Source organism: Nonomuraea sp. C10, from assembly GCF_008017515.1.
GTDB lineage: Bacteria > Actinomycetota > Actinomycetes > Streptosporangiales > Streptosporangiaceae > Nonomuraea > Nonomuraea ferruginea.
This window is the reverse complement of the sequence record NZ_VPFF01000001.1, coordinates 1,436,827-1,451,766: the sequence shown is the minus strand read 5'-3', so window position 1 is coordinate 1,451,766 and position 14,940 is coordinate 1,436,827. Positions and strand designations below refer to the sequence as shown.

Sequence of the window (14,940 nt, the reverse complement as noted above, 5' to 3'; positions counted from 1 at the left end):
TGCCTCTGAGGGGTGGTCAGGAAGGCGTCTTGCCAGAGCACACCGAATATTGTTCTACTTGGGTGACTGTTCGCCTGCCGGTCATGAGAAGGAGACGCCGATGTCGAACGCTCGTCAGGGTCCGCTGTCCGGGGTTCGGGTGCTGGAGCTGGCGGGGCTGGCACCAGGTCCTTTCGCCGGGATGATGCTCGCCGACCACGGCGCCGAGGTGCTGCGGGTCGACCGGGTGAAGGCGGTCTCCGACCGGCCGCGCACCGACGTGATGGACCGCGGCAAGCGCTCGGTCGGGCTGGATCTGAAGTCCCCCGAGGGCGTGGCCGCGTTCAAGGAACTGGCCCGGCACGCCGACGTGGTGATCGAGGTGTTCCGGCCGGGCGTGGCCGAACGGCTCGGCATCGGGCCCGACGACCTGCACGCGGTCAACGAGCGGCTGGTCTACGGCCGGATGACCGGATGGGGCCAGGACGGCCCGCTGGCGCCCACGGCGGGGCACGACATCGACTACATCGCGGTCTCCGGCGTGCTGTCGATGCTGGGCCGCGAGGGCGGCAAGCCGACCCCGCCGATCAACATCCTGGGCGACTTCGCCGGCGGCGGCCTCATGCTCGCGTACGGGGTGCTGCTGGCGCTGTTCGAGCGGGAGCGCACCGGTCTGGGACGGGTGATCGACGCCGCCATGGTCGACGGGGCGGCGATCCTGTTCGCGATGTTCTACCAGGGCGTGAGCAGCGGCATGTGGGGGCCGCGCGGCACCAACCTGCTCGACACCGGTGCCCCCATGTACGACACGTACGAGACGGCCGACGGCGGCTACCTGGCGGTGGGATCGCTGGAGCCGCAGTTCTGGGAGGCGATGGTGTCCCTCATGGGCCTGTCGGACCTGCCGGACCGCAACGACCAGGCGCAGTGGCCGGCGCTGCGGGCGCGGCTGGCGGAGGAGTTCCGCAAGCGGACCCGGGCCGAGTGGGAGGCGGTGTTCGAGGGCTCCGACGCGTGCGTGTCGCCGGTGCTGTCGATGGACGAGGCCCCCGCGCACCCGCACAACGCGGCCCGGCGCAGCTTCGTCGAGGTCGGCGGGCTGAGCCAGCCGATGCCCGCGCCCCGGCTGCTCGGCGTGCCCGACCCCGACCTGTCCCCGGCCACCCGGCTGGACGACCTGTCCGCCTGGGGCATCCCGGCGGAGGCGGCGGAGAAGCTGCGCGCTCAGGGCGTGCTGGGCTGAGCGCGGGCCGTCTCGTACGGTGAGTAGTCCTTGAGGGTGACGGCGTCGTGCAGGCGCGCGCTCCTGCCGCCGAGCCGGCCGGCCGCCCTGATGACCGCGTCCGGGATGTGGTCGAGCACGCGGGCCGCCTGGACGAGCGCCCACAGGTCGAACCGGCCGCCGGGGACGAGCCGTTTCGCCATGCCGAGCGCCAGGTCGCGGCTGCCGCGCACGTACGCGCCGAGTTCGGCCTCGTACGCGGGGAACGCCCGCGCGGGGTCGCCGCCCGCCGCGGCGAGCTCGCCCGCCAGCACGTACGCGCCCACCACCGCCAGGCTGGTGCTGCCGCCGACGGCGGGCCCCGGGCAGTAGCCGGCGTCGCCGACGAGCGTGACGCGTCCGCGCGACCAGGTGTCCATGCGCAGCTGCGTGATGCTGTCGAAGTAGAACGCGGGCGTGGTGTCCAGCTCGGCCAGCAGCCGGGGCACCTCCCAGCCGAGGCCGGCGAAGTGCTCGCGCAGCAGCTCCTTCTGCCTGGGCACGTCCCTGTAGTGGTAGCCGAGGGGCTCGCGGGTGCGGAAGAGGAAGACGGCCCGCGCGTCCGGCAGGTGGGCCGCCGAGTACAGGCCGATGATCCGGTCGACGGCCGAGACGCCTTCCATGCGCCCTTCGAGGCCCAGGTAGTTCGGCACGGACGCCACCGCCAGGTAGGCGCCGATCCAGGTGGCGAAGCGCTCCTCGGGGCCGAACACCAGGCGGCGCACGTTGGAGTGCAGCCCGTCCGCGCCGACCACCAGGTCGAACCGGCGCGACGGCCCGCGCTCGAACGCCACCTCGCCGTCCTCGCCGATGGCCGTGATGGAGTCGTCGAAGACGTACTCGACGTCGTCGCGGCCGGCGTCGTAGAAGATCTCGCCCAGGTCGTCGCGCATGATCTCCACGTGCCGCTCCGAGAACGCGGCGATGAGCTTCCCGGTGCTCATCCGCACCGGGCGGGACCGGCCGGGTACGTGGAAGGTCAGCAGCTCGGTGCCGGTCTTCCTGGCCCTGATCCGGTCGAGCACGCCCATCTTGGCGGCGATGTCGACGGCGGGCCGGAACAGGTCGACCGCGTGGCCGCCGGTCTTGCGCAGCGCGGGGGCGCGTTCGACGACCGTGACGGTGAACCCGTAGCGGGTGAGCCAGTAGGCGAGGACGGGGCCGGCGACGCTGGCGCCGGAGATGAGGACGTGCATGGACATCCCTCCTTACTTACCGGATGGTAAAACACCGGCGACGGCCGCCACAAGGGCTTACTTAACGATAGGTAAGGATTAGGGTTGATCCATGGCCAGGCCGAGTGACACCAGGGCGCGCATCCAGGCGGTGGCGCGCGAGCTGTTCGTGCGCCAGGGCGTGCAGAACACCAGCCTGCGCCAGATCTCCGACCGGCTCGGCATCACCAAACCGGCCCTCTACTACCACTTCTCCTCACGCGACGATCTGGTGCGCAGCATCGTCCAGCCGCTCGTCGACGACATGGAGCGGTTCGTGGCCGGCCGGCAGCCCGGCGGGGATCCGCGCGAGCTGCTCGACGACTACTTCGACATGATCTGGCGGCACCGCGAGGTGATCGTCATGGTGGTGCGCGAACTGTCCGTGCTGTCCTACCTCGACCTGGGCAAGCGCATGATCGAATGGCGGCAGCGGCTCGTCGCCCTGCTGCTCGGCGACGACCTCACCACCACCCAGCGCATCCGGGCCACGATCGCGCTGGGCGGCCTCGCCGACTGCTCGGTCGAGTACGCCCACCTGCCCGTCGAGGAGGTCAAGCCGACGGCGGTCGAGGTCGCGGCCGCCGCGCTCGGTTTCTAGACCGCGACGTAGAGGTCGACGCCCCCCGGGTGGTGCACCTCCACGTCGGTGGTGAACGCCCTGGCCGGCGTGCCGCCCGACTCGGTGTGCTTCCACACCTGCTGCCAGGCCTCGACCAGCGCCTGCGGCATCGGGCCGCGCGCCTCCACCTTGATCGTTCTGGCGGCCGGCACCCGCACCGCCACCATGCCCTCAGGCAGCCGCGGCACCGTGCGCACGGCCGTGCCGACGATCTGCGTGTAGGCGCCGTGATGATCGCTCTCGTAGTCGGTGAGCACCGCGTAGAGGTTCTCCCCCACGCGGTTGGGCACGTGGGCGAAGGCCCCCGGAGCACCGGCCCGCTGCCACAGGACCGGCAGTTTCGCCCGCGCCTGGTCCATTTCGTCGGCGTTCGTGGTGCGTACTGCGAATCCGACGACGATCATCTCGTCCCGCTCGGTGACGTCCACACGCCCTCCCTCCCCCATTGAGCATCCCGGCCGATCATAAGCCCCCGAGAAAGGGGGAAATGTTTGGTAGAAGCAGTCACCTCATAAGATGGATGAACGTGAAATTTCTCAACGGCATGGCGCCGCCGTACGACCTGACCTACAGCGACGTCTTCATGACGCCGTCCCGCTCCTCCGTCGGGTCCCGGCTCGAAGTCGACCTGTCCACGCACGACGGCACCGGCACCACGATCCCGCTCGTCGTGGCCAACATGACCGCGGTCGCCGGACGGCGCATGGCCGAGACCGTCGCCCGCCGCGGCGGCATCGTGGTGATCCCCCAGGACATCCCGTTCGACGTCGTCGCGGACGTGGTCGACTGGGTGAAGAAGCGCGACCTCGTCCACGACACCCCGCTCGTGCTCACCCCGCACGACACCGTCGGCGAGGCGCTGCAACTGCTGCCCAAGCGCGCGCACGGCGCCGTCATCGTCGTCGACTGGGAGAACCGCCCCGTCGGCGTGGTGACCGAGGCCGACTGCCAGGGCGTCGACATGTACACCCAGCTCGCCCAGGTGATGTCCAGCGAGCTGCTCACGCTGCCCGCCGGGCTCGCCCCGCGCGAGGCGTTCGACCGGCTGCACGACGGGCGCCACCGGCTGGCCCCCATCGTCGACGAGTCGGGCCGCCTGGTCGGCATCCTCACCCGTACCGGCGCGCTGCGCGCCACCCTCTACCAGCCGGCCGTGGACTCCCGCGGCAGGCTGCGCGTCGCCGCCGCCGTCGGGGTCAACGGCGACGTGGCGGCCAAGGCCAAGGAACTGCTCGAAGCCGGCGTCGACTGCCTGGTCGTCGACACGGCCCACGGGCACCAGGACAAGATGGCCACCGCGCTGCGTGCGGTGCGCGCGCTGGGGCCGCACGTGCCCGTCGCGGCCGGCAACGTGGTCACCGCCGCCGGCGTGCGCGACCTGGTCGACGCGGGCGCCGACATCGTCAAGGTCGGCGTCGGGCCGGGCGCCATGTGCACCACCAGGATGATGACCGGGGTGGGCCGGCCGCAGTTCTCCGCCGTGCTGGAGTGCGCCGCCGAGGCGCGCAGGCTCGGCCGCCACGTGTGGGCCGACGGCGGCGTCCGCCACCCCCGCGACGTGGCGCTGGCCCTGGCGGCGGGGGCGGCCAACGTGATGGTCGGCTCGTGGTTCGCCGGCACGTACGAGTCGCCGGGCGACGCCCACACCGACGCCGACGGGCGTAAGTACAAGGAGAACTACGGGATGGCGTCCGCGCGCGCCGTCCGGCTGCGCACCGCCGACGACAGCCCGTTCGACCGGGCCAGGAAGGCGCTGTTCGAGGAGGGGATCTCCACCTCGCGCATGTACCTGGACCCGCGCCGGCCCAGCGTGGAGGACCAGATCGACGCGATCGTGGCCGGGCTGCGCTCCGCGTGCACGTACGCGGGGGCGACCACGCTGGAGGAGTTCCACGAGCGCGCCGTCATCGGCGTCCAGAGCTCCTCGGGCTACTCGGAGGGCATGCCGGTCCACATCAGCTGGTGACCCTCGTGGTCACCCGCACGGTCGTGCCGGTGACCGACCTGGCGAGGTCGCCGGCCAGGAAGACGGCCGCGCCGGCCGCCTCCTCCGCGCTCGCGGGCTGCTTCCCTCCGGGAGGCGGCCCGCCCAGCGCGATCCCGTTGACCCGGATCCCGCGCGGCGCCAGCTCCACGGCCAGCGTCGCGGTGAGGCTCTCCAGCGCGGCCCTCATCGCCCCGTACACCGCCGCCCGCCGGGCCTCGCCCGAGCTCACGTTGATGATCGCGCCGCCCGCGGGCATGAGCGGCAGCATCCGCCGGATCAGCTCCGTGACCTGGCCGAAGTGCTCCTCGAACACCGCCCGCTCGTCGTGCGCGGCCGGCTCGCCGAAGCCGCCGGCGCTCGTCACCAGCACGTCCACCCGGCCCCACCGGTCGGCCACCGCCCGCGCGAACACCTCCGCCGCCATCGCGTCGCCGGGCTTCACCGTCATCGCCAGATCACCCCGCGGCCGGTCGCGGTCGCACGCCGCCACCCGCGCCCCGAAGGCCGCCAGCGCCTCGGCGATCGCCCGGCCCGCCCCGCGCGCCGCCCCCGCGACCACGGCCACCCGCCCGTCGAGCAGGATCGCGTCGGGTGTCGGGGCGGCCATGGGAGCCGACCCTATCCCGACCGCGTAGAGTCGTCGGGTTCATTGCCATCGTCAACAGGAGCACTTCGTGGCACTCTCGAAGCCGGAGATCGACTTCCCGGGCGGCAACCCGCCCGCCGACCTGGAGATCGAGGACATCGTCGTCGGGGACGGTCCCGAGGCCAAGCCCGGCCATCAGGTCAGCGTCCACTACGTCGGCGTCGCCTTCTCCACCGGCGAGGAGTTCGACGCGTCCTGGAACCGCGGCCAGGCGTTCCAGTTCCCGCTGGGCGGCGGGCGTGTGATCGCGGGCTGGGACCAGGGCGTCGCCGGCATGAAGGTGGGCGGCCGCCGCAAGCTCGTCATCCCGCCGCACCTCGGCTACGGGAACGCCGGCGCGGGCGCCCGCATCAAGCCCGGCGAGACCCTCATCTTCGTCGTGGACCTCCTCGGCGTCAGCTGACCGCCGACCCCCCGGCTCCCGGCCCTTCCGCCGGGAGCCTACGCCTCCCACCCCAGAGCCCCACGACATCACCCCACCGGACTCCCGCCCCCTGGCACGTCCGCCGTGGTCATCGCGTCCGGTGATGCCGCCCGATATCCCGACTCCGGGCTCGGCCGTCGCGGTCCTCCGGCCACCGCGCACATCCCCGGGCCCTCGCGTCCGGTGTCGCCGTCCGCCCTCTCCCCCGGTGTTCGCCGCATCCGTCCGAGGTCCGGACTTCAGGCACGTCCGCCGGGTTCTTCCCGGGGTCGGTGATGCCGTCCGGTTTTTTCTTCTTTTCTTTCTCGTACGGGGTTCGCGCGTGTTTCCGGGGGGCCCAATCGCCGGGGGATTGCGGAAATGTCGTGGTGGTGAGGCACGATAGCGGTGTGCTACTGATCGACGTGGTCCGGGTGTCCGAGGCGGTGGCGCGCACGCCCGCGCGGCTGGGGAAGATCGGCCATCTGGCCGAGCTGCTCGGCCGGGTCGGCCCGGGTGAGGCGGAGATCGCCATCGCCTACCTGTCGGGTGAGCTGCCGCAGCGCCAGATCGGCGTGGGCTGGCGCTCCCTCCAGGACCTGCCCGGCCCGAAGCTGGCCGCGACCGCCACGCTGACCGACGTCGACGCCCTGCTCACCAAGATCAAGTCGGTGTCCGGCCAGGGCTCACAGGCCGCGCGCAAGGCGCTGGTGCACGAGCTGTTCGCCGGCCTGACCAGCCAGGAGCAGACCTTCATGCTCAAGCTGCTCGGCGGCGAGCTGCGGCAGGGCGCGCTCGACGGCGTGATGATCGAGGCGGTCGCCAAGGCGTCCGGGGCGCCCTCGGCCGACGTGCGCCGCGCGCTCACGCTCCGCGGCTGGTTGCCGGCGGTCGGGGCGGCGGCGCTGGCGGGCGGCGTGCCGCGCCTGAAGGAGTTCCGGCTGGAGGTGGGCCGCCCGGTCTCGCCGATGCTCGCCGGCAGCGCCCCCGGCGTCGCCGCCGCCCTGGCGAAGGCGGGCGCCCCCGCCGCGCTGGAGTGGAAGCTCGACGGCATCCGGGTCCAGGCCCACCGCTCGGGCTCGGAGGTCAGGGTCTTCACCCGTACCCTCGACGACCTCACCTCGCGGGTCCCCGAGCTGGTGGAGGCCGTGCTGGCACTCCCCGTGGAAGACGCGGTGCTCGACGGCGAGGTGATCGCGCTTCGCCCCGACGGCCGCCCGCACCCCTTCCAGGTGACGGCCGCCCGCACCGGCAGCAAGATCGATGTCGATCGTCTGCGCGCGGAGACGCCGCTGAGCGTCTTCTTCTTCGACGCGCTCCGGGTCGAGGGCGCCGACCTGCTCGATCTTCCGTACGCGGCCCGCCAGGAGAGGCTCGCGGCCACCGTTCCCCCGCCGTTGCTCACCCCCCGCCTCGTCACCGACGACGTGGCGGAGGCGGAGCGGTTCTTCGCCGAGGTGGTGAAGGCCGGCCACGAGGGGCTGGTGGTCAAGGCGCTGTCGTCCCCCTACGCGGCCGGCCGGCGCGGCGCGGGCTGGATCAAGGTCAAGCCCCGCCACACGCTCGACCTGGTGGTCCTGGCCGCCGAGTGGGGCCACGGCCGCCGCGAGGGCAAGCTGTCCAACCTCCATCTCGGCGCCCGCGACCCGGAGACGGGCGGGTTCGTCATGCTCGGCAAGACCTTCAAGGGCCTGACCGACGAGCTGCTCGCCTGGCAGACGGAGCGTTTCCTGGCGCTCGCCGACGGCCCCACCACGGAGTGGACGGTCCACGTCCGTCCCGAGCTGGTGGTGGAGGTCGCCTTCGACGGCGTGCAGCGGTCGCCCCGCTATCCGGGCGGCATGGCCCTCCGCTTCGCCAGGGTCCTGCGCTACCGCCCCGACAAGCGCGCCGAGGACGCCGACACGGTCGAGACGGTCCGCGCCCTCATGATCTAGTACGCAGCCGCACGGGCCCGAAGAGGCCGCTGACGCGCTGGCCGGCGAAGACGAAGTGGGTGGGGCTGACCTCGTCGAGATAGGGCCCGAGCGTGCCGAGGACGAGGATCTCCACCACGTTGTCGCCGTCGTCCAGGTCGACGTCGAAGGCGTACGGTGAGCACACCCTGATCCCGCACGGACGCCCGTTCACCGTCACCTCCGCCGTGCCCCTGACCCTGCCGAGGTCGAGCACGCCCGGCCCGGAACGCGCCGTGACGGTAGTGCGGTAGCGGACACCGCCGCTGTATCCGGCGAGGCCGCGTTCCTCCCAGTCGCCCAGCCGCATCCGGCCCGGTCCGCAGGTGAACCGCACCGGGCCGGTGAAGGCGGCTCCGCCCTGGGCTCCCGGAGCCGTGACGGCGTGCAGCTCGACCGCGCCGTCCTCCGTCCAGCGCGCCCGGGCCCCGCCGGCCTCGACGCCGCTCGCGCCGGGCGGCGCCTCCACGACGAAGACCTCCGTACGAGGGCGCGCGCCCGGCACGGCGAACCCGGCGGGCAGCGCGACCGGGCGGCCGTCGAGCCACCCGGCTTCCGGCAGCGGGTGGGGGCGGAGCCGGAGGTGGAGGGCGGGAGGGTCGCCGTGCTGGCGGCGCCGGACCCGGACGTCCCCTGACCATCCGGGGCCGGACACCGCCAGCCCGTCCACCAGCACCCAGCCGCCGGACTCCACCCGGATCGTGTTGGCGCCAGGGTGCAGCAGGTGCGCGACGTCGTAACGGCGCACCCTGGGGATGTCCGCTTCCGCGTACGGGTCGAAGCCGCCCTGCCTGCCCGCCTCCCGCCCGTTGACCAGGACCCGGCAGTACGCGGTCGAGGCGACCTGGAGCAGCTCGTACGGCCCGTCCCCGAGGTTGACGGTGGTCTCCAGCGGCGTCCCGGCGATCCACTCCGGGACGGCGGCGTCGGCGGGATCGGCGACGAGGCAGACGTAGGCGCGCAGGTCGAGCTCCTCCTCCGGCGTCAGCCGCAGCTCCAGCAGGTGCTCGCCGGCCGTGACAGGCGCCGCCGTCACGGCGGCGTAACCCCGGTCGTCCAGCGGGATCCGCTCGCCGTCGAGCCACAGAGCCTTCTCCGCCCCGGCCCCTACCGCGAGCCAGGCGGGCCGTCCCTGCGGCACGGTGAGCAGAGTACGGAAGCGGGCCTCGGCGCCCGCCGTGACCCTGCCGAAGGCGAGGAACTCCGCCGGCACCCGGCCCTTGGGGCCGAGCGTGTCCCGGTGCACGGGATCCTTGCGCAGCCCCCGGGAGAGCGACCACACCGACGGGGTCCAGGGGCCGTCGCCGACCCGCTGCTCCCCCCGGGGCCCGAACGTGACGTGCACCGCCTCCCCCTCCGGCGTCCGCAACGTCCAGCGCTCGACCGTCGCGCCGCCGCCGAAGTCGTGCCAGGTGTCGTCCAGGGTGGGGACCAGTTCGACCTCCCACTCCTCCCCGAGATCGGTTTCGACCGGGTACGGGGGAGCGTCCGGCACGGGCTCGGCCGGGGTGCCGTCGAACACGAGCAGCGCGGCGGGGCCGTCGTCGAACGGCACCACGACCTCCACGGCGTCCCCGTGGCGGGTGTGCGGGAGCGGGCGTGGCTCACCGCCGTCGAAGAGGCGGGCCAGCAGCGGCGTGCCCGAGACGCCCCTGACGGTGATCCGCATGTCGCGGGCGTACCTGGCTGGGTCGAAGTCGATGGCGGCGTCCAGCCAGCCGAGGTCCACACCGCGCTCGTCGGGCCGGCCCACGCTGATCCTGCTGGCCATGGGGTGTGCGGCCGTCAGGAACACCAGCGTGGCGTCGCCGGTCTCACGCACCAGCGCCGGAACCGGCGCCTCGACCCGACGCGGCAACTCCGCCAGCGCCTCCCCCAGCCCGGTAGGAGTCGCCACACGACGAACCCCGCCCACGTCGGAGAAGAGCCCCCAGGATCGCGCGGAACCGTCCGCGCCCGTACCGGAAGAAACATCCTGAGATCCGGCCGAGGCCGCCGCGGGAGCGGCGCCCGTACCGGAGGAGACGTCCTCGAACCCGGCCGGGGTCACCGCAGGAGCCGCCGTGCCCGTACCGGAAGAAACATCCTGAGATCCGGCCGAGGCCGCCGCAGGAGCGGCGCCCGTACCGGAGGAGACGTCCTGAGATCCAGCCGGGGTCGCCGCAGGAGCGGCCGTGCCCGTACCGGAGGAGACGTCCTTGAACCCGGCCGGGGTCGCCGCAGGAGCGGCGCCCGTACCCGAAGAGAGGTCCCGAGATCCGGCCGAGGCCGCCGCGGGGCGGGCCGGGTGGGCGTCGAGGAGAGACTGCGGGGGGTCGCCGACGGTGATGAGGAGGCCGCCGGCCGCGGCGAAGTCGGCGAGCCTGGTGGCGACGTCCTGGTCCAGCTCCGTGACGGCGGGCAGGATGATCGCGCGGTAGGCCTCGGTGGACACCGTGAGGCGGCCGTCCGCGACGGTCGCCCGCCGTACCGAGTCCTCGTCGATGACGTCGGCGTCGAGGCCGAGCCGGTCGAGGACGCCGGGGCGGGTGGCGAACCACGCCATGTCGCCGACGATCTCCCTGTAGACCTCGTCGGCGCGGGCGGCGGCCGCGTCCACGTGGCCCGTCCCGGTGCCCGCCTGCGCGGTGGCGGTGGGCAGCAGCACGGCGACGTCGCAGGCGTGGCGGCCCTGCGACAGGGCCGCGCACAAACGGGTGACCGCGTCGGCGAAGACGCGGTGGTGACGCCAGTAGGGCTGACGCCAGTCGGTGGACGGCGGCGCCCACTCCCACCAGCCGCGCCGGGTCGTGTAGTAGACGGCGTGCGGGTTGTAGAGGGTGGCGCCGGCCCGCAGCCAGGGCAGCAGCCAGTCGAGGGTCTCCTCCAGCGTGCCGCCCCACCCGCTGGAGTGGAAGGCCTCGATCCAGGTGCGCGGCCTGCCGTACAGGTGGGCGAGCGAGGCGTGCAGGCGGGCGTCGCCGTGGTGGTCGGAGCCGGGCGCGCCGAACCAGCGGTGGGTGCCGGCGTAGTCGGCGTACAGTTGCACGCCCGCCACCGGGTGTCCGGCGCGGGCCGGGTCCTGCTGGTCGCAGCCGTTCACCAGGCCGTGCCGTTCGTGCCAGCGCGCCAGCGGGCGGAAGAACGCCTCCTCGGCGAGCTCCGCGCGGGTGCGCTGGTAGGCCAGCCAGTCGGGGTCCTCGATCGTGAACGGCTCGCCGCGGCGGGCCAGGTGCTCCTCGGCGAAACGGGCCGACCAGGTGGGCAGGGTGGGCAGCTCGTCCTGGAAGGACCCGGCGATCACCCGGCCGAACCAGTGTCCCACCCGCCGCTCGAACTCGCCGTGCACCTTGTCGAGCAGCACCGCGCACGCCTCGGGCGACAGGTAGTCGAAACCGCGCGAGGTCACGGAGCCGTCGGGGGCCAGCCACTGGCCGGCGAACTCCGGGCGCTCCGCCACCAGCCGCGCCTGCAGATCGGCGCCGGAGAAGCCGAGCTGGTCGTAGAACCACAGGTGCGCGCCCAGCTCGGCGGCGTCGGCGCAGACCCCGTCGAGCAGCTCCCACCACGCGTCCGACATGAAGGGCGGGTCGTCGGCGTCGGCGCCGAACGTCGGCCCCGAGGGCGCCAGGTTGAGGATCACCAGGTTGCGCACCCCGCCCGCGACCAGGCGCTCCATCTGCCAGCGCAGCCGGTCGCGGCGCAGCGGCTCCCCGCTCCACCACCAGATGGCGGCCGGGGAGAACTCCGGGGGCGGCTCCCGCAGCAGGTCGTGGACGTTCATCCCTTGAGTCCGCTCGCGAAGCCCTTGATGACATAGCGCTGCAGCGCCAGGAACACCAGCACGATCGGCAGCGCGCCGAGCACCAGGCCGGCGAAGACCAGGCCGTGCTGGGAGACGTACTGGCCCACGTAGGCGAAGACGCTGACCGGGACCGTCTCGTAGCCGGAGCCGCCGAGGTAGATCAGCGGCGTGAAGAAGTCGTTCCAGATGAAGACGGCGTTGAGGATCAGCACCGTGCCGGTGATGGGCCGCAGCAGCGGGAAGACGACCCGGGTGAACGCCACGAGGTGCGAGGCGCCGTCGATCTGGGCGGCGCTGGCGTAGTCGCGGGGCAGCGCCCGGATGAAGCCCGTGTAGAGGAAGACGGTGAAGGGCAGCTGGATGCCGGTGTAGAAGAGGATCATCCCGGCGTGCGTGCCGATCAGCCCGAGCTCGGTCACCAGCTGGTAGAGCGGGATCATGCCGAGCTGGAACGGCAGCACGATGCCCAGCAGGAACAGGATGTAGAGCCCGTACCCGAGGCGGGTCTTCACCCGGGCCAGGAAGTACGACGCGAACGAGCCGAGCGCGATGAGCGCCACCAGGCTGACCACTGTGATGACCGTGCTGTTCACCAGCGAGGGGCCCAGGGCCGCGGCCGTCCACGCGCTGGCGAAGTTGTCGGCCGTGGGCGGGTCCGGCAGGGCCAGCGGCGACTGCGAGATCTGTGCGGGGTCCTTCAGCGACAGCGACACCAGCGTGTAGACGGGGAACATGAACGCCACCGCTGCCGCGATCATCACGATCTCCAGCAGGAAGGTCCTTCTCATACGGTCACCTCGCGGTTGCGCAGGTAGTAGACCTGGACGAGGGAGACGGCCGCCACGAACAGGGCGAGCACCAGCGCGATCGCCGTGCTGTAGCCGAACTTGCCGAACACGAACGCCTGCTTGTAGAGCACCGTCGACAGCGTCTCGGTGGCGTAGCCGGGGCCGCCGTTCGTGGCCGCGAAGACCTGGTCGAACAACTTGAGCCCGCCGATCGTGGACAGCATCAGGTTGATCGTCACGGCGGGGGCCAGCAGGGGCCAGGTGACGTACCGGAAGCGCTGCCACGTGCCCGCGCCGTCGATCATGGCGGCCTCGTGCAGCTCCTTGGGCACGCCCTCCAGCCCGGCCAGGAAGATGACCATGGAGTATCCGGCGTACTGCCACACGACCATGCCGGCGACCGACCACAGCGCCACCGACGGGTCGCCCAGCCAGTCCACGCGCAGCCCGAGCAGGCCGTTCAGCCCCGCGGTGGGGTCGGGGTTGTAGATGTACTTCCACAGGAACGCCACCATGACGGGGCTGACCACGACAGGGGCGAAGAAGATCACCCGGAGCAGCGCCCGGCTCTTCAGCTTCGCGTGCACGCCGAGCGCCAGCAGCAGGCCGACGGCGTTCTGCACGAACACGATCGCCACGGTGAGCAGCAGCGTGTTGCCGATCGAGCCGAGAGCCTGTTCGTCGCCGAGCAGCGTGCGGAAGTTGGCCAGGCCCACGAACGACATGTCCTGGCCGATCCCGCTCCAGTCGGTGAACGCGTACACCACGCCGCTCGCCGCGGGATAGAGCACCACCAGCGCGTAGACCAGCAGCGCGGGCGCGGCGAACAGCCAGGGCGGAGCATCCGCGCTGACCCGCCGCCGCCCCGCGACGCGGGCGGCGCGGGCGCGGAAGGCAGTCAGGGGGGTCACTTCCGGTACGCCTCGTCCATCTTCTTCAGAGCCTCGTCGATCGTGGACTTGCCGGCGAGCAGCTCCTGGACCACCGCGAAGTGCACCGGCTGCACCTCGGCGTTGGGCCAGCGCTGGTCCATGAACGGCACCGCCCGGTCCTTGGTGAACGGCAGGAACGACTCCACGGCCGGGTCGACCTTGGAGGAGGCGTCCTGGGTGAGCGGGATGGCGGCGATGGCCTCGGCCCAGGCGTTGATGTTCTCCTGCTTGCCGAGGAAGTCGACGAACGCCTTGGCCTCCTCGACGCGCTCGCCCTTGGCGTTCGCGCCGAGCCCGACGACGACGCCCGCCGGGATCCACACCTCGGACGCCTGGTCGGCTCCCGGCAGGGGGAACATCGACAGGTCGTCCGGCGCGGAGGCGGCCTTGCGGAAGTCGGGCAGCACGGCCGACACCTGCACGGCCATGGCGGCCTTGCCCGAGGCGACCATGGAGGTCTGCTGCTCGAACGTGGTGCCGTTGACGTTGTCGTTGAAGAAGCCGCGCTTCTGCAGCTCCAGGTACATCTCCATGGCCTGGCGCCAGCCGGAGTCGGCGAAGGTGGCCTGCCCGGCGAGCTGCCTGTCGTCGAAGGTCGGGTCCTTGGCGTAGACGGTGGAGGGCACCAGCGCGTAGGTGATGAGCTGGGTGACCCACGGGGTCTGCGCGCCCAGCGCGATGGGCACCACGCCGGCCTTCTTCAGCTTGTCGCAGACCGACAGGAACTCGCTCCAGGTGGCCGGCGGCTCCTCGATGCCGGCCTTCTGGAACACCTTCTTGTTGTAGACCGCGCCGATGACCGACGAGCCCGCCGAGTGGATGTAGGTCTTGCCGTCGAGCTGGAAGGCGGGCTTGAAACCCTCGGGGATGGTCTTCGTCCACGCCTGGGCCGACAGGTCGGCCAGCAGCCCGGCCTGGGCGATCTGGGTCATCGACATCGCGCTGCCGTTGCCGGGGTACACGACGTACAGGTCGGGAGCGTTCCCGGCGCCGAGCTGGGTGCGCACCGACGTCTGCACCTGGTCGGTGGGGGCGTACGAGGCGGCGATCCGCACCGACGGCTGGACCTGCTGGTAGGCGGCCGCCAGCTTGTCCATCGGCGCCTTCTGGTCGGACACGCCGATGAACTTCAGCTCGGTCGTGCTCTGCCCGCCGGTGGTCGTGGTCGTGGTCTCGGGACGGGTGGAGCAGGCGGTGACGAGGGTGGCGGCGGCCAGGCCGCCCATCATGCGCAGGAAGTTCCCCCGGCTCAGCCGGGCCTCACGCAGCAGGTCGGTCATTGTCTCTCCTCGGTCGTGCGGAGGGTTGTGATCCCCGGGAGGTGGTAGCCGATGCGAACGTTTTAACGACGGCTGCGCGAAGAACCGGC

General features: G+C 72.3%; 12 protein-coding genes. 5 read left to right on the top strand and 7 right to left on the bottom strand.

The features are described 5' to 3' along the window. Positions 1–100: 100 nt before the first annotated feature. Positions 101–1,222, top strand: coding sequence for a CaiB/BaiF CoA-transferase family protein (locus FR742_RS06630; RefSeq protein ID WP_148030117.1), 1,122 nt, complete (start codon positions 101–103; stop codon positions 1,220–1,222). Here the strand turns inward: FR742_RS06630 and FR742_RS06625 are convergent. Continuing rightward, positions 1,204–2,436 carry an FAD-dependent monooxygenase gene (locus tag FR742_RS06625; protein WP_148030116.1) on the bottom strand — a complete coding sequence of 411 codons (1,233 nt, stop codon included), beginning with the start codon at positions 2,434–2,436 and terminating at the stop codon, positions 1,204–1,206. The genes FR742_RS06630 and FR742_RS06625 overlap by 19 nt on opposite strands. A 91-nt stretch (positions 2,437–2,527) precedes the next feature. Here FR742_RS06625 and FR742_RS06620 point away from each other — a divergent pair, with 91 nt between their 5' ends. Then, positions 2,528–3,055 (top strand): TetR/AcrR family transcriptional regulator, encoded by a 528-nt coding sequence (locus tag FR742_RS06620; protein WP_148030115.1) that lies wholly within the window; start codon positions 2,528–2,530, stop codon positions 3,053–3,055. On the opposite strand, the gene FR742_RS06615 is transcribed toward FR742_RS06620, so the two are convergent. Next, complete coding sequence (locus FR742_RS06615; RefSeq protein WP_148030114.1) at positions 3,052–3,504, bottom strand: GyrI-like domain-containing protein; 453 nt, start codon at positions 3,502–3,504, stop codon at positions 3,052–3,054. The two genes, FR742_RS06620 and FR742_RS06615, sit on opposite strands and share 4 nt — an antisense overlap. Before the next feature lie 98 nt (positions 3,505–3,602). On the opposite strand from FR742_RS06615, the gene FR742_RS06610 reads away from it, so the two are divergent. Further along, on the top strand, positions 3,603–5,042 hold the full coding sequence (locus FR742_RS06610; RefSeq protein WP_148030113.1) for a GuaB1 family IMP dehydrogenase-related protein: 1,440 nt from the start codon (positions 3,603–3,605) through the stop codon (positions 5,040–5,042). On the opposite strand, the gene FR742_RS06605 is transcribed toward FR742_RS06610, so the two are convergent. Then, complete coding sequence (locus FR742_RS06605) at positions 5,032–5,670, bottom strand: SDR family oxidoreductase (RefSeq protein ID WP_148030112.1); 639 nt, start codon at positions 5,668–5,670, stop codon at positions 5,032–5,034. The two genes, FR742_RS06610 and FR742_RS06605, sit on opposite strands and share 11 nt — an antisense overlap. Positions 5,671–5,737: 67 nt before the next feature. Between FR742_RS06605 and FR742_RS06600 the strand changes: the two genes are divergently transcribed. Continuing rightward, positions 5,738–6,112, top strand: a complete 375-nt coding sequence (locus FR742_RS06600) for an FKBP-type peptidyl-prolyl cis-trans isomerase (RefSeq protein WP_148030111.1) — start codon at positions 5,738–5,740, stop codon at positions 6,110–6,112. A gap of 410 nt (positions 6,113–6,522) precedes the next feature. Beyond that, on the top strand, positions 6,523–8,049 hold the full coding sequence (locus tag FR742_RS06595) for an ATP-dependent DNA ligase (RefSeq protein ID WP_148030110.1): 1,527 nt from the start codon (positions 6,523–6,525) through the stop codon (positions 8,047–8,049). Here FR742_RS06595 and FR742_RS44370 read toward each other — a convergent pair. From FR742_RS44370 to FR742_RS06575, 4 genes are read right to left on the bottom strand one after another with little or no spacing between them, the layout of a single operon-like run. Continuing rightward, on the bottom strand, positions 8,039–11,830 hold the full coding sequence (locus FR742_RS44370) for a hypothetical protein (RefSeq protein WP_187281026.1): 3,792 nt from the start codon (positions 11,828–11,830) through the stop codon (positions 8,039–8,041). The genes FR742_RS06595 and FR742_RS44370 overlap by 11 nt on opposite strands. After that, a complete protein-coding gene (locus FR742_RS06585; protein WP_148030109.1) occupies positions 11,827–12,639 on the bottom strand; it encodes a carbohydrate ABC transporter permease in 813 nt (270 codons plus the stop codon). The genes FR742_RS44370 and FR742_RS06585 overlap by 4 nt, the downstream gene beginning before the upstream one ends. Beyond that, positions 12,636–13,550 carry a carbohydrate ABC transporter permease gene (locus FR742_RS06580; protein WP_148030108.1) on the bottom strand — a complete coding sequence of 305 codons (915 nt, stop codon included), beginning with the start codon at positions 13,548–13,550 and terminating at the stop codon, positions 12,636–12,638. The genes FR742_RS06585 and FR742_RS06580 overlap by 4 nt, the downstream gene beginning before the upstream one ends. Further along, on the bottom strand, positions 13,547–14,851 hold the full coding sequence (locus tag FR742_RS06575; protein ID WP_148030107.1) for an extracellular solute-binding protein: 1,305 nt from the start codon (positions 14,849–14,851) through the stop codon (positions 13,547–13,549). The genes FR742_RS06580 and FR742_RS06575 overlap by 4 nt, the downstream gene beginning before the upstream one ends. Between the last annotated feature and the right edge of the window lie 89 nt (positions 14,852–14,940).

Coding starts and splice junctions, on each gene's coding strand:
- FR742_RS06630 (WP_148030117.1), top strand. CDS start 101: ATGTCGAACGCTCGTCAGGGTCCGCTGTCCGGGGTTCGGGTGCTGGAG.
- FR742_RS06625 (WP_148030116.1), bottom strand. CDS start 2,436: ATGCACGTCCTCATCTCCGGCGCCAGCGTCGCCGGCCCCGTCCTCGCC.
- FR742_RS06620 (WP_148030115.1), top strand. CDS start 2,528: ATGGCCAGGCCGAGTGACACCAGGGCGCGCATCCAGGCGGTGGCGCGC.
- FR742_RS06605 (WP_148030112.1), bottom strand. CDS start 5,670: ATGGCCGCCCCGACACCCGACGCGATCCTGCTCGACGGGCGGGTGGCC.
- FR742_RS44370 (WP_187281026.1), bottom strand. CDS start 11,830: ATGAACGTCCACGACCTGCTGCGGGAGCCGCCCCCGGAGTTCTCCCCG.
- FR742_RS06585 (WP_148030109.1), bottom strand. CDS start 12,639: ATGAGAAGGACCTTCCTGCTGGAGATCGTGATGATCGCGGCAGCGGTG.
- FR742_RS06575 (WP_148030107.1), bottom strand. CDS start 14,851: ATGACCGACCTGCTGCGTGAGGCCCGGCTGAGCCGGGGGAACTTCCTG.